The organism is Buttiauxella selenatireducens, assembly GCF_031432975.1.
Lineage (GTDB): Bacteria > Pseudomonadota > Gammaproteobacteria > Enterobacterales > Enterobacteriaceae > Buttiauxella > Buttiauxella selenatireducens.
In genome coordinates this window covers 2748128-2764594 of record NZ_CP133838.1, presented here as the reverse complement: position 1 = coordinate 2764594, position 16467 = coordinate 2748128, and the positions used below count along the sequence as shown (strand labels likewise).

Below are 16467 nucleotides of genomic sequence, written 5' to 3'. Positions count from 1 at the left end.
GTTAGTTAAACCAACCCGAGGCCCTCTCATGCATAGACACCATGATAGTAGCCTCTTAATTTTGTGTTTGCAACGCAGGAGGCGAAGATGTCGTCGAAAAACAGGCTGTTCAGTTTGATCGTTATCTGTCTGACAATCCTCATGATTATTTTTCTGGTAAAGGATTCACTGTGTGAACTCCATTACCGAAAAGGAGGCATCGAGGTGGCGGCATCGTTAGCCTGTATGAGGTCGTAAGTACGAGGTTAAGTAGGTCAGTGGCGGGGGATTTTCCCCGCCACGTTAGTGTTATGTATGAGATTAAGCACCCAGGTAAATAAAAAGGCCGCTCATGTTCTGCATGGGCGGCCTTTTCTTTATCAAATTAGAACGTTAATCGTCTTCATCGTCATCCATTTCAACTGGAGTTTGGTACTCATCAGGTTTGATGACCAACAAATCACAGCGCAAATGGTCAATAACTTGCTCAGCGGTATTGCCGAGGAAAGCAGCGGATAGTCCGGTGCGTCCCACCGTACCAAGAACCACGATACCTGCTTGCAGATGCTCAGCCAGGTCGGGGATCACTTCTTCCGGTAGTCCTTTCTCGACGTGAGTCATTTTCTCATCGATACCAAATTTCTGACGCAACGCTTTCATCGCGACTAAATGCTGGCCGCGGATGGCATCGTTATAAACACTCGGGTCAAAATCGGGAAGTTCGATGGCAATATTAATTGGGGTTATCGGGTAGGCACCCACGAGGTGAACTTCAGTGTGGTTAACATCTTCGGCGAGACGAATCGTCTCTTTAACCAACTTCTCGTTGAGCGCGTTGTGGTACTGCTCCTCACTCGCCAGGTTTACTGCGACGACCGCTCGTCCACCTTCCGGCCATGGCTTTTCGTTAACCATCCACACCGGGCTTGGGCATTTACGAAGCAAATGCCAGTCGGTTGGGGTGAAAATGACCGCTTCCAGTTTATCGTGCTGGTGCGTCATTTTGAGCACCAGGTCGTGTCCACCGCTTATTACTTCCTGAATAATTGCCTCAAACGGACGATTATGCCAAACCACTTTGATTTCAATGGGGACACCTGAATCAATGTAGTACTGGGCTTGATCTTTAATCCAGGCCGCACGCTGGCTAATGACGCCTTTACGCATAGCCGTGCGCTCATCTGGCGACAGAAGGGTGGTCATTTCGTAGGAAAAATCATAGATAGGCAGAAAGGCTTTAATCCTGCCACCAATCCGTTGATGCAAGTAAACAGCACGCCGCAGGGCGGGTTGATCGTCCTGATTGGGATCTATTGCGACTAGCATGTTTTGATACTTTGCCATACAGGTCTCCTTACAACTGCTTAACCACAGTCTGTTAAGTAAGATTAACCTATATGTGTAGATTGAAACAGGTGATAACCCTTTGCCGGATCAATAAATCAGGAAAATTTAGAGATCCGACTCAGGGAAGCAGAAATCAAGCAACGTTGCGCGATTGACCAGCGAGTTGTGCAAGAATTTCGCTATTTTCGATAGTAATGTACTTGCCTTTCACTGCCAGCATGCCACTTTTCTGGAAGCGACCTAACAGGCGACTGATGGTTTCAACGGTCAGGCCCAGGTAGTTACCGATGTCACCGCGCGTCATGGTCAGACGGAACTCACGAGGTGAGAAACCGCGCTGGGCAAAGCGACGTGAAAGGTTATATATGAATGCGGCCAGACGCTCTTCTGCATTCTTTTTGGAAAGCAGCAGGATCATATCCTGATCGCCCTTAATTTCGCCGCTCATTAAACGCATCATCTGCTGGCGCAGGTTGGGCATTTTACCGGACAAATCATCAAGGGTTTCGAATGGGATTTCGCAGACCATTGCGGTTTCAAGCGCTTGCGCGAAACTTGGATGCGTTGCTGTCCCAATGGCGTCAAAGCCCACCAAATCACCGGCTAAATGGAAGCCTGTAATTTGCTCGTCACCTTGTTCAGTGATGGTGTAGCTCTTTATGGTCCCTGAACGAATAGCGTACAGCGACTTCAGCTCATCACCTGCCTTAAACAGGGTTTGTCCCTTCTGAATAGGCTTCTTACGCTCGATAATATTATCAAGCTGATCAAGCTCATGTTCATTGAGTGTGAAGGGGATGCATAATTGGCTGATGCTGCAATCCTGGCAATGGATAGCACAACCGCCAGACTGAATGCGTCGAATAATTCGCTTTTCAGGGATCATAGATATGCTCGGGCCGTAATTGATATTAGTCAATTTTAACATCTTTTTCTTGAGCACGTAAGTATGATGAAAGCGCAATCAGAATATAACGGCTATTAAGATCAGGGATAAAGAAATATCCTATTGAAATTAATGACATTATCTTTGATTACTGATTGTTTCTACACGAAAAAAGCCCAACAATCAGCGCACAGTTACCTAAAGCAACAAATAACCTTCGTGACGCAATAACCACTCTTTTCGTCCCACACCACCGGCGTAGCCAGTCATGGTGCCATTACGCCCAATAACGCGATGACATGGCACCACCACACTGACGGGGTTTGAGCCATTGGCCGCGCCGACAGCTCGGGCAGCGCCAGGCCTGCCAATCTGGTCCGCTAATTGCCCGTAATGCATCACCTGGCCGCAAGGGATGGTACGCAGTGTTTGCCATACTTCCCGCTGAAACGCAGTACCTGCGGTGGCGGTTGGCAGGGTTTCAATCACCGCCAAATCACCGTCAAAATAGTCGCGCAGCTTATCGCTCAAGCCGTCAGGATTGGCACAAGCCAAACGCTGATAGCCGCTGACACCATAGTGAAGACCCAGTAATTGCACCATTCTGTCGCTATGTTCTTCCCATTCCACTGCACGCAGATGGTATTGCTCGTCGCAAATTATCCATAACGGGCCTAATGGCGTAACGATTTTGTCTTCTAACAGTGTCAGCATTCTGTGCTCCGGTTAACTCAGGTGTGGGTAAACCCCTGGCCCAATGGGTAAGCCCACAAGATACCACGCGACCAGTAGCAGCAACCAGACACCCAAAAAGATCAGGGGGTAAGGTAATACTAAAGAGTAATACGTGCCTAATTTGGCATCGGGTTTATAGCGTTGCAGGAATCCCAGGAATAATGGAATAAAAGGCGAAACCGGGGCGAGTGGGATGACGGATGAGTCTGCCACACGGAAAAGGATCTGAGCGAACGCCGGATGAAAACCGAGCATCATGAACATCGGCACAAAAATGGGGGCCAGAATCGACCAGATGGCCGAGCCGCTGGCGATAAACATGCACAAAAACGAAGACAGCAACGCAAGGCCAAGAAATGCAGGGATACCATTCAGACCTGAGCCTTCCAACACATCAGTCAGGCCGACAGCCATAAACTTACCCATGTTGCTCCAGTTGAACATCGCGACAAATTGCGCCAGCGGGAACACCATCACGATAAAACCCGCCATCTCTTTCATCGGTTCGATCATTAACTGCGGTAAATCTGCCTGTTTACGTATTTTTCTGGTGGCGATACCGTAAGCCAGCGAAACGATGAAAAAGAACAGAATAATCAGCGGCACAATTCCGCTAATAAACGGGGAAGGAATAATGGTGCCTTTCACCGGATCACGCAGTAAACCGTTCTCAGGGACGAGCAGCAGGGCGATAACCGCAACAAACAGCAAGGCCACAATCCCTGTCACCCGTAAACCGAAGCGTTGAACATCATCTAATTTCTGAAGTTTTTCTTTGTTTTCACCTTGCCATACACCCAAACGCGGCTCGACGATTTTGTCGGTAATCAACCCACCGACAATCGACAAAACAATCACCGAGGTCGCCATAAAATACCAGTTATCAATAACGCTAACGTGCATCAAAGGGTCGATAGTATGAGCGGCTTCGGTACTGATCCCCGAAAGCAGCACATCGGTGGTAACAATCAATAAGTTCGCGGTAAAGCCACAACCGACACCGGCGATGGCCGCCAGTAAACCGGCAATCGGGTGGCGACCCACGGCAAGGAAAATAAGTGCGCCCATCGGCGGCATGATCACCAACGCGGCATCGGACGAAATGTGGCTGAAGAAGGCGATAAATAACACCATGTAACTGGCGTAACGAGCACTGACATGCGATGCCATTTTCACCATCAGGCTGGGTAACAGGCCGACACGTTCTGCCAACCCCGCACCCAGTACCAGCGCCAGAATGGCCCCTAATGGTGCAAACCCGCTGAAGTTTTTAATCACATTGGGTAAAAACCACTGAACACCATCGGCACTCAGCAGATTTTTTACCTGAACCAAACTGCCGTCAGCGGGGTTCCGTACCCCCACATTAAATGCCGAAAGTACGGCAGTGCTCACCGATAAAATGACAATCAAATAGACGAACAGCAAAAAAGGATGGGGCACTTTATTGCCAATTTTTTCGACCAGACCGTACAACTTGCCCGGGCCGGAACGCGAAGGGATGGAGGAGATGCTCATAGGCTGACCTCATGCGATGTTATGTTGTTTATTTATTATTTTAAAGGTGACGGTGTCACGCCTGCTGGAATCGGACACTGATAAGGGCGTTCAGCAAGTTGTGCGTGCAACTCACTTTGACAGGCTTCCAGCGTCTGCGGTTGAGTGAACAGTTGCAGCGCGGTGGCTGCCATCACTTTCCCGGCATGTAACATCCCTTTGTGCGCGACAGACGTGCGCCCCTGACTCACCAATTGCCAGGTATGTAACGGTGTTCCTACTGCAAAGCAGGGGCTAAAACATTGTGCGACCGGGACTTTCCAGCTGACATCGCCCACATCGGTAGAACCCGGGAGGATTTTGTCATTTGCGGCATACGGCGCAATTTCGTTGATAAGCAAGGTTTCACGGTGACGACGAGCAAACGCTTTTCCCTCTTCATTAGAGGTGTTAGCAATATTATTTAAGCTGTTTTGCAGGTCGTTCTCGGTCAACGTGGCACGAATTTTTTTAGCAAACGCGACTTCTTCCGCGCTCCACTCCGGCACACCTAACGCTTGTAATGCCTGATACATCACGTTTTCTAACTGGCGATTCGGCAGGTAATTCGAACAGGCTTTATCAAAACGCACATTCACCGAGGTTTCCGTCATCAACGCCGCGCCTTCAGCGATTTTATTGATGCGTTCATAAATATGCTGTGCCTGCGCCATTTCCGGCGCGCGAATCAAATACAGCACTTCGGCCTGCGCCTGTACCACGTTTGGCGAAATTCCGCCCGCGTTGGTGATAGCGTAATGCACGCGGGCTTTTTCAATAATATGTTCGTTAAGGAAATTCGTCCCGGTGGTCATCAGAGTGACCGCATCCAGTGCGCTGCGCCCTAAATGCGGTGAGTTGGCCGCATGTGCAGCAATCCCCTGGAAGCGATAAGCCACCTGAATATTAGCCAGTGAACTGGTGCTGAACATGCCTGCGTAAGCTTCAGGATGCCAGGTGACAGCGGCATCGACATCGTCAAAAAGCCCTTCGCGCACCATAAACGTTTTGCCTGAACCGCCTTCTTCGCCAGGGCAGCCATAAAAACGCACCGTTCCGCTGCCACCGTATTGCTCAAGCCACTGTTTAACGGCCACGGCCCCAGCAAACGCGGCAGTTCCCAGCAAATTGTGGCCGCAGCCGTGACCGTTAGCCCCTTCCGTCAGTGGGTTTGGGACGGCATCCCCTGAGCACTGACTTAATCCAGCGAGGGCATCGTATTCACCAAGCAGCGCAATAACCGGCAGACCTTCGCCAAAACTTGCCACAAACGCGGTTTCGATATTCCCGGCGTTTCGCTCAACACTAAACCCTTCAGCTTCAAGGGCGCAAGCCAGGCGTTCCGCTGACCAGTGTTCCTCAAAACGGGTTTCCGGGTGATCCCAGATATCATCAGCAATTGCGGTAAACTTGTCGCGTTTAGCTTCAATCACATCATCAACAAACTGATAAATTGAACTCATTACACACCTCGCGGCCAGGGGAAATTAAGTGCGAGGCGCGCCAGAGTACACACGGCAACTTCCATCACGCTCTCATCGAAATCAAATTTCTCGTTATGATGCCCGGCGCTCAATTGCGTACCGAAAACCATATACGACGCTTTTCCACCTTGCTCCTGCACCCGCGCCATCATTAATGTCGCATCTTCAGACCCGGCGGCACCTTTGACGGTATCGACAACGTTCGTGACGCCATTCACTTCAAGTGCTTGCTGGTGGATAAATGCCACCCACTCTGGCGATGGCTCGCTATTGGTGGCCGCCCCCATTAAACGAATCTCCGCTTCAATGCCAAACATGGTTGCGGTACCGCGAATAATTTCTTGGGCGCGCTCAAACACATAGTCGTTGATGACATTGGTTTCGCCACGGGTTTCCACTTTCAGCAAGGCTTGTGCGGGCACCACATTGCGCCCGGTTCCGGCTTGTAAAACGCCGACGTTTACACGGGATGCTCCCGCGCTATGCGGGGCGATGCTATGTAATGCCAGCGCGGTCTGTGCGGCGGCGAGCAGGGCGTTACGACCTTCTTCAGGTTTACCGCCTGCATGTGCGGCGATGCCCGTAAATTGCACATCAAATTTGGTGGTCGCCATAAAGTTATCGCTACCACACACTACGGTGCCGGAAGGGATGCCCGTGCCGATATGAATGGCAGTAAAATAGTCGATATTATCGAGCGCACCCGCAGCGACCATCGCTCGCGCGCCGCGTGTACCTTCTTCAGCAGGCTGGAAAATGAGTTTGATGGTGCCGTTTAGCTGGCTGGAAAATTGTTGCAGAACGGTGGCAAGACCCAGCCCAATTGCGGTGTGTCCGTCATGCCCACAAGCGTGCATCATTCCTGCGTTACACGAGGCAAAACCTTCGGCAAATGGGCGATGGGCGGGCTGTTGCATCTCGCCTAAATCCAGCGCATCCATATCAACACGGAAAGCGAGAGTCGGGCCCGGACGTCCCGTCTCGAGAGTGGCAACAATCCCGGTGAATCCACCTGAAAAATGCGGCAACCAGTGGGCAAGAGCCCCTTGTTCCAACGCGCGTTGTTCTTCACGCGCTAACACCTCCGCTGACGGCAAGCCCATACGCGCCGCGTCATCAACGACATCCCGGCCCAACGCTAACTGATAACCAAGCTGATGCAACGTTTCTGCGACGTGAGTGGCTGTACGAAACTCAAGCCAGCCGGACTCTGCAAAATGGTGAAAATCACGCCGCCAGTGCTGCATGCGCGGTGCTAATTCATGTACTGCCAGTTCTAGTGTGGACATAACCTTTCCTGTAAAAGCATCTTCTGTGATCGGGTTCACGCTGTGATAGTTTTTACTTATCACTCAGCGGCTTTTGTTAGATTTCGCCGTCGTAGGATTACCCTGGCACAAGAGATTGAATTACAGTAGATGCCAAAATCTTTCGGTTGATAGCTAATGGTTATCAGGAGGCGATGTGACCTTCCAGGTTAAGCTCCATCAGATTCGTGCATTCGTGGCGGTAACGCAAAATGGCAGTATTCGCGGAGCCAGTCGGGCGTTAAATATGTCACAGCCCGCGCTGACAAAATCGATTAAAGAATTAGAGGAAGGGCTATCGGCACGTCTGTTTATCCGCCGCAGCCAGGGCGTGGCATTGACCGAATGCGGAGAGAGTTTTTATCAGCATGCACAGCTAATCCTCGAAGAGTTACGCGCAGCGCAAGAGGACATTTTGCAGCGCCAGGGCCAATTAGCCGGGCAGATCAATATTGGGTTGGGGGCCAGCATTTCCCGCACCCTGATGCCGCCGGTTATCACGTCGTTTCACCAAAAACACCCGCAAGTCAAAGTGCGCATCATGGAAGGGCAACTGGTTTCGATGATCAATGCGTTGCGCCAGGGGGAGCTGGATTTCACGATAAACACCTATTATCAGGGGCCGTACGATCACGAGTTCACTTTTGAACGGTTACTCGAAAAACCGTTTGCGGTTTTTGCCCGTGAAGGCCATCCGGGGATAAATGCCACTTCCATAAAAGAGTTGCTGCAATACAACTGGACGATGCCAACGCCCCGTGGCAGTTATTACAAACAACTGGAAGAAATGTTCCAGAAACGCTCAGAAATGCCCAATATCAGCGTGGTCTGTGAAACCTTTTCTGCCTGTATTAGTCTGGTCGCACAAAGTGATTTTTTGAGTATTTTGCCCGCAGAACTGGGCCATGACCCATTGATTGCCCACTCGCTAAAACAGATCCATGTGGTCGAAACGCTGCCGCAGGCTACCTACTATTTGATTCAGCGGCGTGATGCTTCTCCCGCACCGCTGACTGTTGCGCTAATCAATCAATTTCGTCGTCAGTGCCGCTAATCGGGCATTGAGCCACGGCACATCGGCGGCTATAGTGACCGCAGAATTAAGCCTGGAGGATTTGCGCATGAGCCTTGACGAAAAATCGCTGTTTCTTGATGCCATGGAGGATGTCAAACCGCTGAAAGACTGTCACAGCAGTCAGTGGTTGAAACCGGTGAAAGAGAAGGTAGTGCAGAAACTCGATACCGTGCAGCTAGATAACTTTCTGACTACCGATTTTCTGGAAATTATTCCGCTCGGTAACCCGCTTGAATTTAAGCGGGAAGGGCTGCAAATCGGTGTGCTGGATAAACTGCGGCAGGGGAAATATAAGCAGGAAGCCAGCCTCAACCTCATTCGCCAGCCCGTCGAACAATGCCGCCAGCTGCTTTTTGCTTACATCCAGCAAGCCAAAAAAGAGGGGTTGCGTAATGTGCTGATCGTTCATGGAAAAGGGCGCGAAGATAAATCCCACGCCAATATCGTACGCAGCTACGTTGCCCGATGGCTGGCGGAATTTGAAGAAGTGCAGGCGTTTTGCAGCGCAATGCCGCATCACGGCGGAAGCGGGGCGTGCTATGTGGCGCTCAAAAAATCCGACCAGGCAAAAGTCGAAAACTGGGAACGCCACGCAAAACGCAGCCGTTAATCTTATTTCAACAACAACGACAACTCTTCAGCCGCCGTTTGCAGTTTGGGTAGCACCCGGGTTAGCAGCTCTTGCGCGGAGACTTGCCCGGCGTGAACGCCAACGTTTAGCGCGGCAACCACCGCACCGTCTGGATTCACCAGCGGGACGGCAATCGAACGCAGCCCCATCTCCAGTTCCTGATCGTTAAGCGCGTATCCCTGCTGGCGCACGCGTTTCAACTCCTCGCGCAGTTTACTCACCGAGTCCACCGTTTGCGGGGTGTAGCGGATCATGGTGATGCGTCCGAGAAAATCGTTGAGTTGTTCTTCCGGTAGATAGCTCAGTAACACGCGGCCCATTGACGTCGACCAGGCGGGCAGGCGGCTGCCAATATCTAAATCAATGGTCATAATACGTGAGCTGGAAGCGCGGGCGATATACAGAATATCGTCACCATCAAGGGTGGCAATCGAGCATGACTCATTCAGCATTTCGCTTAAATGTTTCAGCACCGGCTGGGTGGACTTCGCCAGCGGCGTTGAAGCCAGATAAGCATGGCCGAGCGATAAAATTCGTGGCCTCAACTGATAATATTTTCCATCTTCTGCGTAGACAAAACCCAGCTTCCCCAGCGTGTACAAACAACGGCGCACCGCCGCACGAGGAATTCCCGTTTTTTGGCTGATTTGTGAGATAGACAACTGCCGACGCTGTGGGGTGAAGGCCTGAATCACTTCCAGCCCGCGAGCCAGCGACGCCATAAAATTAGGATCGCCTTTAAACGGATCGCCGTCACCCGCGGCCAGCTCATCACGTTGAATTTCCATTCTGTTCTCCTGAAATTTTCGCCGTTGATCACACTTGCGAATACAAACATACATGATGTTCGATAATCGCACCATATTTCGATTATCGCCCTTGACCAGCTTCGTTAACGGGGTCACATTTTGTTCGAACAACGCAATCTTGTGCGAAATGCGCACACAAGGGAGAACTGTGATGATCAACAAAAGTGTGGTTTCGCTTGAAGAAGCAGTTGCCGGAATTTTCGATGGGGCAACCGTCATGATTGGTGGCTTCGGCACCGCAGGCCAGCCAACCCATCTTATCGATGCGCTGATAGCGCAGGGCGCGAAAGATCTGACGATTATCAATAACAACGCGGGGAATGGCGAAGTCGGGCTGGCTGCATTGTTGAAGGCCGGACGGGTGCGCAAAATGGTGTGCTCCTTCCCACGTCAGGTGGATTCACAAATTTTTGATGACCTCTATCGCCGTGGTGAAGTCGAGCTGGAACTGGTGCCACAAGGCAACCTTGCGGCACGAATTCAGGCCGCAGGTTCAGGGTTGGGTGCCGTATTCACGCCAACCGGTTACGGAACTCCCCTCGCAGAAGGCAAAGAAACGCGTGAAATCGACGGGCGTCACTATGTGCTGGAATACCCGCTGAAAGCTGACTTCGCATTAATCAAAGCTCACGAAGGCGACCGTTGGGGCAACCTGGTGTATCGCAAAGCGGCACGTAATTTTGGGCCCATCATGGCAACGGCTGCGACCGTCACGATTGCGGAAGTCAGCCGTATAGTGCCGTTGGGCGACCTCGACCCGGAACATATCATCACGCCGGGCATTTTCGTTCAGCGTCTGGTGGCGGTTGAAAACGCACTGGCACAGAGCGCTTAAGGAGAAAAGACGTGAAAAAATTAACCCGTGATGAAATGGCAAAACGTGTCGCTCGTGATATCCCCGAAGGCGCTTACGTTAACCTCGGTATTGGCTTGCCGACACGCATTGCCAACTACCTTCCGGCAGACAAAGAGATCTTCTTGCACAGTGAAAACGGTTTGCTTGGTATGGGGCCAAAACCGGCTGAAGGCGAAGAAGATCCCGAATTGATCAACGCCGGAAAAGAACACGTCACACTGCTGACGGGCGGCTGTTTTTTCCACCATGGCGACTCCTTTGCCATGATGCGCGGCGGCCATCTCGATATCTGCGTGTTGGGTGCTTATCAGGTGTCGGCCAGCGGCGATTTGGCTAACTGGAGCACTGGCGCGCCGGATTCTATACCGGCGGTCGGTGGGGCGATGGACTTAGCCATCGGCGCACGCCAGGTCTTTGTGATGATGGATCACCTCACCCGTGACGGCGAATGCAAACTGGTGGAAAGCTGCTCTTATCCGCTCACCGGAATTGGCTGTGTGAGCCGCATTTATACCGACCTTGCGGTGATTGATATCACGGACAAAGGACCGGTGGTGCGCGAAATCTTTAACGGCCTGTCATTTGAAGAATTACAACGTATTACTCCGGTCACACTTGGCTTTGAACAACTGGCAGAAAGCGCGTAAGGAACTATGATGAATCAAGCATTTATCTGTGATGGAGTGCGTACTCCGTTTGGTCGTTTTGGTGGCACGTTGTCGACAGTGCGTAGCGATGATTTAGCCGCACTGCCGTTGAAAGCATTAATGGCGCGACACCCCAATGTCGACTGGTCGGCGGTAGATGATGTGATTTACGGCTGTGCGAACCAGGCCGGTGAAGATAACCGCAACGTTGCGCGCATGGCGTTGTTGCTGGCGGGAATGCCTGAAGCTGTACCCGGCACGACCATCAACCGTTTATGTGGCTCAAGCCTTGATGCGTTAGGCGTGGCGGCAAGAGCAATTAAAAGCGGTGAAACCCATCTGATGATTGCCGGTGGTGTGGAAAGCATGTCACGCGCGCCGTTTGTCATGGGTAAAGCGGAAAGCGCCTTTAGCCGCAGCATGAAAATGGAAGACACCACCATCGGATGGCGTTTTATCAACCCGCTGATGAAAGCACAATACGGTGTGGATGCGATGCCGGAAACGGCGGAAAACGTCGCGACTGACTTCAATATTAATCGTGAAGATCAGGACGCTTTCGCCTTACGCAGCCAGCTTCGTACCGCGCGGGCTCAGGAAATGGGTATTTTTGACGACGAGCTGATCCCCGTGTCCATCGCGCAACGCAAAGGCGAAGCGTTGTTATTTAACCGTGATGAGCATCCGCGTTCCACCTCGCTCGAATCGCTGGCAAAACTAAAAGGGGTGGTTCGTGCTGACGGCACCGTCACCGCCGGAAATGCGTCGGGCGTTAACGATGGCGCTTGTGCGTTGCTCCTCGCCAGCGAGCAAGCGCTCAATACCCACGGTTTACAGCCGTTGGCGCGCGTTGTGGGTGTGGCAACCGCAGGCGTTGCACCACGGATTATGGGCTTTGGCCCGGCACCTGCGGTGCGTAAAGTGCTGGCACAAACTGGGTTAACCCTCGCACAAATGGATGTTATCGAATTAAATGAAGCCTTTGCAGCGCAGGCACTGGCGGTAATGCGCGACCTTGGCCTGCCGGATGATGCAGAGCATGTGAACCCAAACGGTGGCGCAATTGCGCTGGGCCATCCGCTTGGTGCATCAGGTGGCCGTTTGGCGATGACCGCCGCGTATCAGCTAAAGCGTAGCGGCGGACGTTACGCGTTATGTACCATGTGTATTGGTGTCGGTCAGGGGATTGCACTGATTATCGAACGCGTTTAAGGAGCAAGCATGACACTGTTTACCCCGATGTTACGTGATTCACCGTTGAGCGAGATTTTCAGCGATGAAAACACGCTACAGCGGATGCTGGATTTTGAAGCGGCACTGGCACGGGCGACAGCGCTTTGTGGCGTGACGCCTGAGTCGTCAATGACAATTATTTCCGCGCAGTGTCAGGCTGATAAACTCGATATACCGGCTATAGCACAGGCGGCAGCCGGAGCCGGAAATCTGGCCATTCCGCTGGTCAAACAGCTCACGGCCAACGTCAAACAACAGGACGAACAGGCCGCGCGCTATGTTCACTGGGGGGCAACCAGCCAGGACGTCATTGACACCGGCCTGATATTGCAACTGCGTGAGGCGATTGACGCCAGTGAAGCACTTCTTGAGCAGTTAATTTCTGCGTTAATCGAACAAATCCAGCGTCATCAACACAGTGTGATGCCTGGGCGGACCTGGATGCAGCATGCGCTGCCGATTACATTTGGCTTGAAACTGGCCGGTACGCTCGACGCACTTTTGCGCTGGCGTGAGCGCCTGCAAGAAATGAAACCTCGCGTATTAGTGCTGCAATTTGGCGGTGCTGCGGGCACGCTGGCCTCGCTCAATGAGCAGGGCGTCGCCGTTGCGCAGGCGTTGGCAAACTCGCTGTCGCTGAATCAGCCCGATACGCCATGGCACAGCCAGCGCGACAGGCTACTCGAAGTCGCCAGTTGGTTTGCGGGAGTGAGCACGACGTTGGGCAAATTCGCCAACGATTTTTCATTGCTGATGCAGACCGAAGTGGCAGAAGTGGGTGAACCGGTTGCCCCTGGTCGCGGTGGTTCATCTACCATGCCGCATAAACGCAATCCGGTGAGCTGTGCGGCGATCCTGACCGCTACCACCCGAATTCCTGGACTGATGGCGACACTGTATGCCAGCCAAAATCAGCAACACGAAAGGGCGCTCGGCGGCTGGCAAGCGGAGTGGGAAACTCTTCCTCAGTTGATCACGCTTGCCGGTGGTGTGATGCAAACGACGCGGGAGCTTTTCAGCGGGATGCAGGTCAACACCGACAAAATGCGCGCGAATCTGGACATCACCCACGGCCTGATTATGGCGGAGTCGATCACACTGGCGCTGGCGAAATCACTCGGTAAACAGGCGGCGCATCATCTTGTAGAACAGCTATGCCACCGTGCGTTGGATGAAAACCAGCCGCTTGCGGCATTGCTCGAACAACATCCACAAGTCATCCCACATCTTTCTTCGACACAAATTGCCTATCTGCTCGACCCGCAACATGCCCTGGGTAGCAACGACAAATTCATCCACCAGGTTTTGGCACGGGCAGCACAACAAAACAGGGAGCCTACATGAGCCATTATTATCAGTTGGAAGGACCGAGCGGCGCACCGGTCGTGGTGTTATCAAATTCACTGGGCACCACATTTGATATGTGGCAGCCACAAATGGCGGCACTTTTGGCGAACTTCCGCGTGCTGCGTTATGACACGCACGGCCACGGACGCACCGCAAAACACGACAAAACCAGCTTACCGCAACTGGCCGAAGACGTTATCAGCGTGATGGATGATGCTGGCGTACAGCAGGCGCATTTCTGTGGGATTTCCATGGGCGGGCTCACCGGATTGTGGCTGGCACGTTTTGCACCGGAGCGTTTTCTTTCTATTACGGTCGCCAACAGCGCGGCAAAAATCGGCGAGCAAAGCGGCTGGCTGGAGCGTGCGCGTAACGTTCGCCTCGAAGGAATGTCCGCCATTGCGAAAAGTGCCCCCTCGCGTTGGTTCACTGATGATTTTGTAAAACATCACGGCACGCAAATAGAGGCCTTATGTTCAAGCCTTGCGGCAAGTGACGCGGAAGGTTACGCCTCTTGTTGCGAAGCCTTAGCCGCAGCCGATCTCCGTGGCGAAATTGACGCGATTTCCCTGCCGACGTTGTTTATTGCAGGCGTTCACGATCCGGTCACCACCGTAGCAGACAGCGAATTTATGCAGCGGCAGGTTAGCGGCTCGCATCTGGTGACGCTCAAAGCCTCGCACCTTTCCAACATTGAAGACGCACACGGTTTTAACACCGCACTGCTTAACTTTATTCAACAGGACGACTGAGATGAAGGATGAAGAGCATTATCAGCAAGGGATGAACGTGCGCCGCGCGGTGCTGGGTGATAAACACGTTGACCGCACATTGTCGCAACTCACGCCGCTTAACGAGGAGTTTCAGAACTTCATTACGCGTTACGCATGGGGTGATATCTGGACGCGACCGGGCCTTGAACGCCACACCCGCAGCATGATAACCATCGCCATGCTGATTGCGTTAAATCGTGAAGCTGAGCTGAAAATGCACCTGCGCGCGGCGTTTAATAACGGCGTGACGCGTGATGAATTAAAAGAGTTAATTATGCACTCGGCGTTGTACTGCGGTTTGCCTGCGGCCAATGCCACGATGCATCTGGCGCAGCAGGTGTTTGATGAGATAGACGCGAAATAGTAGGTTAGGGTGGATGGTGCTGCGTTATGTTTACTATAGGAAGGATGCCTTGATGTAAGTAAAACAAACAGACATAAAAAAGCCACCCGTAGCGGGGTGGCATGCATGTAGCTCGTTATGATCCCACTTTAAAAAATCAAAACAGCGGTGGAATTACATCCTGGCCGTTCGGTGATTTAAAGGTATCATCCTCGGTTTCGACTGATGAAGGGCGTATCTGTGCGTGATAGCGAAATTCGCTGATGCATTCGGTGGAGACTGTCGCGGTGATATTGGGATTGAAGGGCAGCGACGCCTTACCGGAAATACCGGCTTTATCATCACACAGCACCAGTTTTTGTTGCGCGCTTTCAGACGCGTGCCAGTCAAAGATGATCATAATTATTTAATGAGTTTAAAATGATTTCCTGAGCACGCTTAATTACCGCCCAGTCATAAAATCTCTGTTCCGCATATGGAGATATTTGTTCAAAATAAAACCATAGTGACCCCACCGAACCGACATGAACCGTCAGTATATGGCGTTTGGCTTTGTCCTCACTATTGAGTTCAACACAACCCGTCCAGAGTTGATCCAATCTGACATTGCGTTTATTGACCGCTTGCTTAAGCTCTGGCGATTGAACATGAAGAACATTTTCTAGCCGTTGAAACAGTGTGTCGCTGACAAATTGTGCCGTAACCTTCTTTTCTGGCACCATGAAAAAAAGATTGATCATTTTCTTTTGCTTCTGCCCAGTAATATGGGCAAGAGAGTAATGGCTAAGACCGGGTACATCTTCTTCTTCCTGTTGCACAGACCAGGATGCTGGATAATAGAAGGAAAGAGGCTCAGGATATTCAGAGTTTATGCTTTTTAGGGATTCGGCCATCTTCCATTCATTTTCGTGAATAAGCGTAAACCAGTCGATGCTTTGTAATAGATTTTCACTTAACACTGCATAATTTTCCTCATGGCACGTCGCCTTAATTAAAAAGAAGTTCGCACCTTCTGATTCTGTACCTGAGTCTTTTATCACGCGATAGCGTGCAATCATATTTTCTGTGCCATACATTTTTTGTGTTAACACATCTGCATATTCACCTGATTCAGAAAAGAAGGTTCTTTTGTTTATAATTTCCTCACCCATTAAATTCAAGACATGGTAAAGCCAGTCACTGCCATTCATTTCATTGCCAATCGCTTCATAAGCTACTGTGACTTCCATGTAGGGAGTCTCTTCCGCTTTGAGAGTGCGATATAAGCCAATCATTGTTAATCCCAAACCTTCAATTTCTGTCGGTTTTGTCAGTACGGGTTTAACTTGCAAGGGCAATACAATTTTATAATGCAAAGCTTCAGAGGAGGTTGAGGTGTAAACACAGCGCCAGAAATGCTCTTTCTGATAATCAATAGAATAAGAAACCTGCTTTGGGAATGGGAACTGTGATTGGGAAATATTGTTCACTTTTATTCCT

The 16467-nt window shown here is 51.4% G+C and carries 18 protein-coding genes; 9 read left to right on the top strand and 9 right to left on the bottom strand.

What is annotated here, in order from left to right:
- Positions 1-87 precede the first annotated feature (87 nt).
- Positions 88-237 (top strand): Hok/Gef family protein, encoded by a 150-nt coding sequence (locus tag RHD99_RS12705; RefSeq protein WP_183271598.1) that lies wholly within the window; start codon positions 88-90, stop codon positions 235-237.
- Between the two features lie 135 nt (positions 238-372).
- On the opposite strand, the gene uspE is transcribed toward RHD99_RS12705, so the two are convergent.
- From uspE to RHD99_RS12675, 6 genes are all read right to left on the bottom strand, one after another.
- The gene (gene uspE, locus RHD99_RS12700) at positions 373-1323 is read right to left on the bottom strand and encodes a universal stress protein UspE (RefSeq protein ID WP_183271597.1); all 951 of its coding nucleotides are present in this window, start codon (positions 1321-1323) and stop codon (positions 373-375) included.
- A gap of 136 nt (positions 1324-1459) precedes the next feature.
- Positions 1460-2212 carry a fumarate/nitrate reduction transcriptional regulator Fnr gene (gene fnr / locus RHD99_RS12695; RefSeq protein WP_183271596.1) on the bottom strand — a complete coding sequence of 251 codons (753 nt, stop codon included), beginning with the start codon at positions 2210-2212 and terminating at the stop codon, positions 1460-1462.
- Between the two features lie 198 nt (positions 2213-2410).
- Positions 2411-2926, bottom strand: a complete 516-nt coding sequence (gene ogt, locus RHD99_RS12690; protein WP_309874239.1) for a methylated-DNA--[protein]-cysteine S-methyltransferase — start codon at positions 2924-2926, stop codon at positions 2411-2413.
- Between the two features lie 12 nt (positions 2927-2938).
- Positions 2939-4465 (bottom strand): p-aminobenzoyl-glutamate transporter, encoded by a 1527-nt coding sequence (abgT, locus tag RHD99_RS12685; RefSeq protein ID WP_309874237.1) that lies wholly within the window; start codon positions 4463-4465, stop codon positions 2939-2941.
- Between the two features lie 35 nt (positions 4466-4500).
- Positions 4501-5946, bottom strand: coding sequence for a M20 family metallopeptidase (locus RHD99_RS12680; protein WP_309874235.1), 1446 nt, complete (start codon positions 5944-5946; stop codon positions 4501-4503).
- Positions 5946-7256, bottom strand: coding sequence for a M20 family metallo-hydrolase (locus tag RHD99_RS12675; protein ID WP_309874233.1), 1311 nt, complete (start codon positions 7254-7256; stop codon positions 5946-5948). Before RHD99_RS12675 ends, RHD99_RS12680 begins: the two co-directional genes overlap by 1 nt.
- Positions 7257-7431: 175 nt before the next feature.
- Here RHD99_RS12675 and RHD99_RS12670 point away from each other — a divergent pair, with 175 nt between their 5' ends.
- Both RHD99_RS12670 and smrA read left to right on the top strand, forming a co-directional pair.
- Positions 7432-8328, top strand: a complete 897-nt coding sequence (locus RHD99_RS12670; RefSeq protein ID WP_183271591.1) for a LysR family transcriptional regulator — start codon at positions 7432-7434, stop codon at positions 8326-8328.
- 67 nt (positions 8329-8395) lie between these two features.
- Entirely contained in the window at positions 8396-8959 is a 564-nt protein-coding gene (gene smrA / locus RHD99_RS12665) for a DNA endonuclease SmrA (protein WP_309874230.1), read from the top strand.
- 2 nt (positions 8960-8961) lie between these two features.
- On the opposite strand, the gene RHD99_RS12660 is transcribed toward smrA, so the two are convergent.
- On the bottom strand, positions 8962-9768 hold the full coding sequence (locus tag RHD99_RS12660) for an IclR family transcriptional regulator domain-containing protein (RefSeq protein WP_309874228.1): 807 nt from the start codon (positions 9766-9768) through the stop codon (positions 8962-8964).
- A gap of 172 nt (positions 9769-9940) precedes the next feature.
- Here RHD99_RS12660 and RHD99_RS12655 point away from each other — a divergent pair, with 172 nt between their 5' ends.
- Genes RHD99_RS12655 through pcaC form a run of 6 tightly spaced genes read left to right on the top strand, consistent with a single transcriptional unit; the run spans position 9941 to position 15009 of the window.
- Positions 9941-10624 carry a 3-oxoacid CoA-transferase subunit A gene (locus RHD99_RS12655; protein ID WP_309874226.1) on the top strand — a complete coding sequence of 228 codons (684 nt, stop codon included), beginning with the start codon at positions 9941-9943 and terminating at the stop codon, positions 10622-10624.
- Positions 10625-10635: 11 nt separating this feature from the next.
- A complete protein-coding gene (locus RHD99_RS12650; RefSeq protein ID WP_309874225.1) occupies positions 10636-11292 on the top strand; it encodes a 3-oxoacid CoA-transferase subunit B in 657 nt (218 codons plus the stop codon).
- Positions 11293-11301: 9 nt separating this feature from the next.
- Positions 11302-12504 (top strand): 3-oxoadipyl-CoA thiolase, encoded by a 1203-nt coding sequence (gene pcaF, locus RHD99_RS12645; protein ID WP_309874224.1) that lies wholly within the window; start codon positions 11302-11304, stop codon positions 12502-12504.
- 9 nt (positions 12505-12513) lie between these two features.
- On the top strand, positions 12514-13869 hold the full coding sequence (locus tag RHD99_RS12640; protein ID WP_309874223.1) for a 3-carboxy-cis,cis-muconate cycloisomerase: 1356 nt from the start codon (positions 12514-12516) through the stop codon (positions 13867-13869).
- Positions 13866-14624: a 3-oxoadipate enol-lactonase gene (gene pcaD, locus RHD99_RS12635; protein ID WP_309874222.1), complete on the top strand. Its 759-nt coding sequence runs from the start codon at positions 13866-13868 to the stop codon at positions 14622-14624. The genes RHD99_RS12640 and pcaD overlap by 4 nt, the downstream gene beginning before the upstream one ends.
- A 1-nt stretch (position 14625) precedes the next feature.
- Positions 14626-15009 (top strand): 4-carboxymuconolactone decarboxylase, encoded by a 384-nt coding sequence (gene pcaC / locus RHD99_RS12630; RefSeq protein WP_309874221.1) that lies wholly within the window; start codon positions 14626-14628, stop codon positions 15007-15009.
- A 136-nt stretch (positions 15010-15145) separates the two neighbouring features.
- Here the strand turns inward: pcaC and RHD99_RS12625 are convergent, their stop codons facing one another.
- Positions 15146-15388, bottom strand: a complete 243-nt coding sequence (locus RHD99_RS12625; protein WP_309874219.1) for a contractile injection system protein, VgrG/Pvc8 family — start codon at positions 15386-15388, stop codon at positions 15146-15148.
- Entirely contained in the window at positions 15375-16457 is a 1083-nt protein-coding gene (locus tag RHD99_RS12620) for a hypothetical protein (RefSeq protein WP_309874218.1), read from the bottom strand. Before RHD99_RS12620 ends, RHD99_RS12625 begins: the two co-directional genes overlap by 14 nt.
- Positions 16458-16467 lie beyond the last annotated feature (10 nt).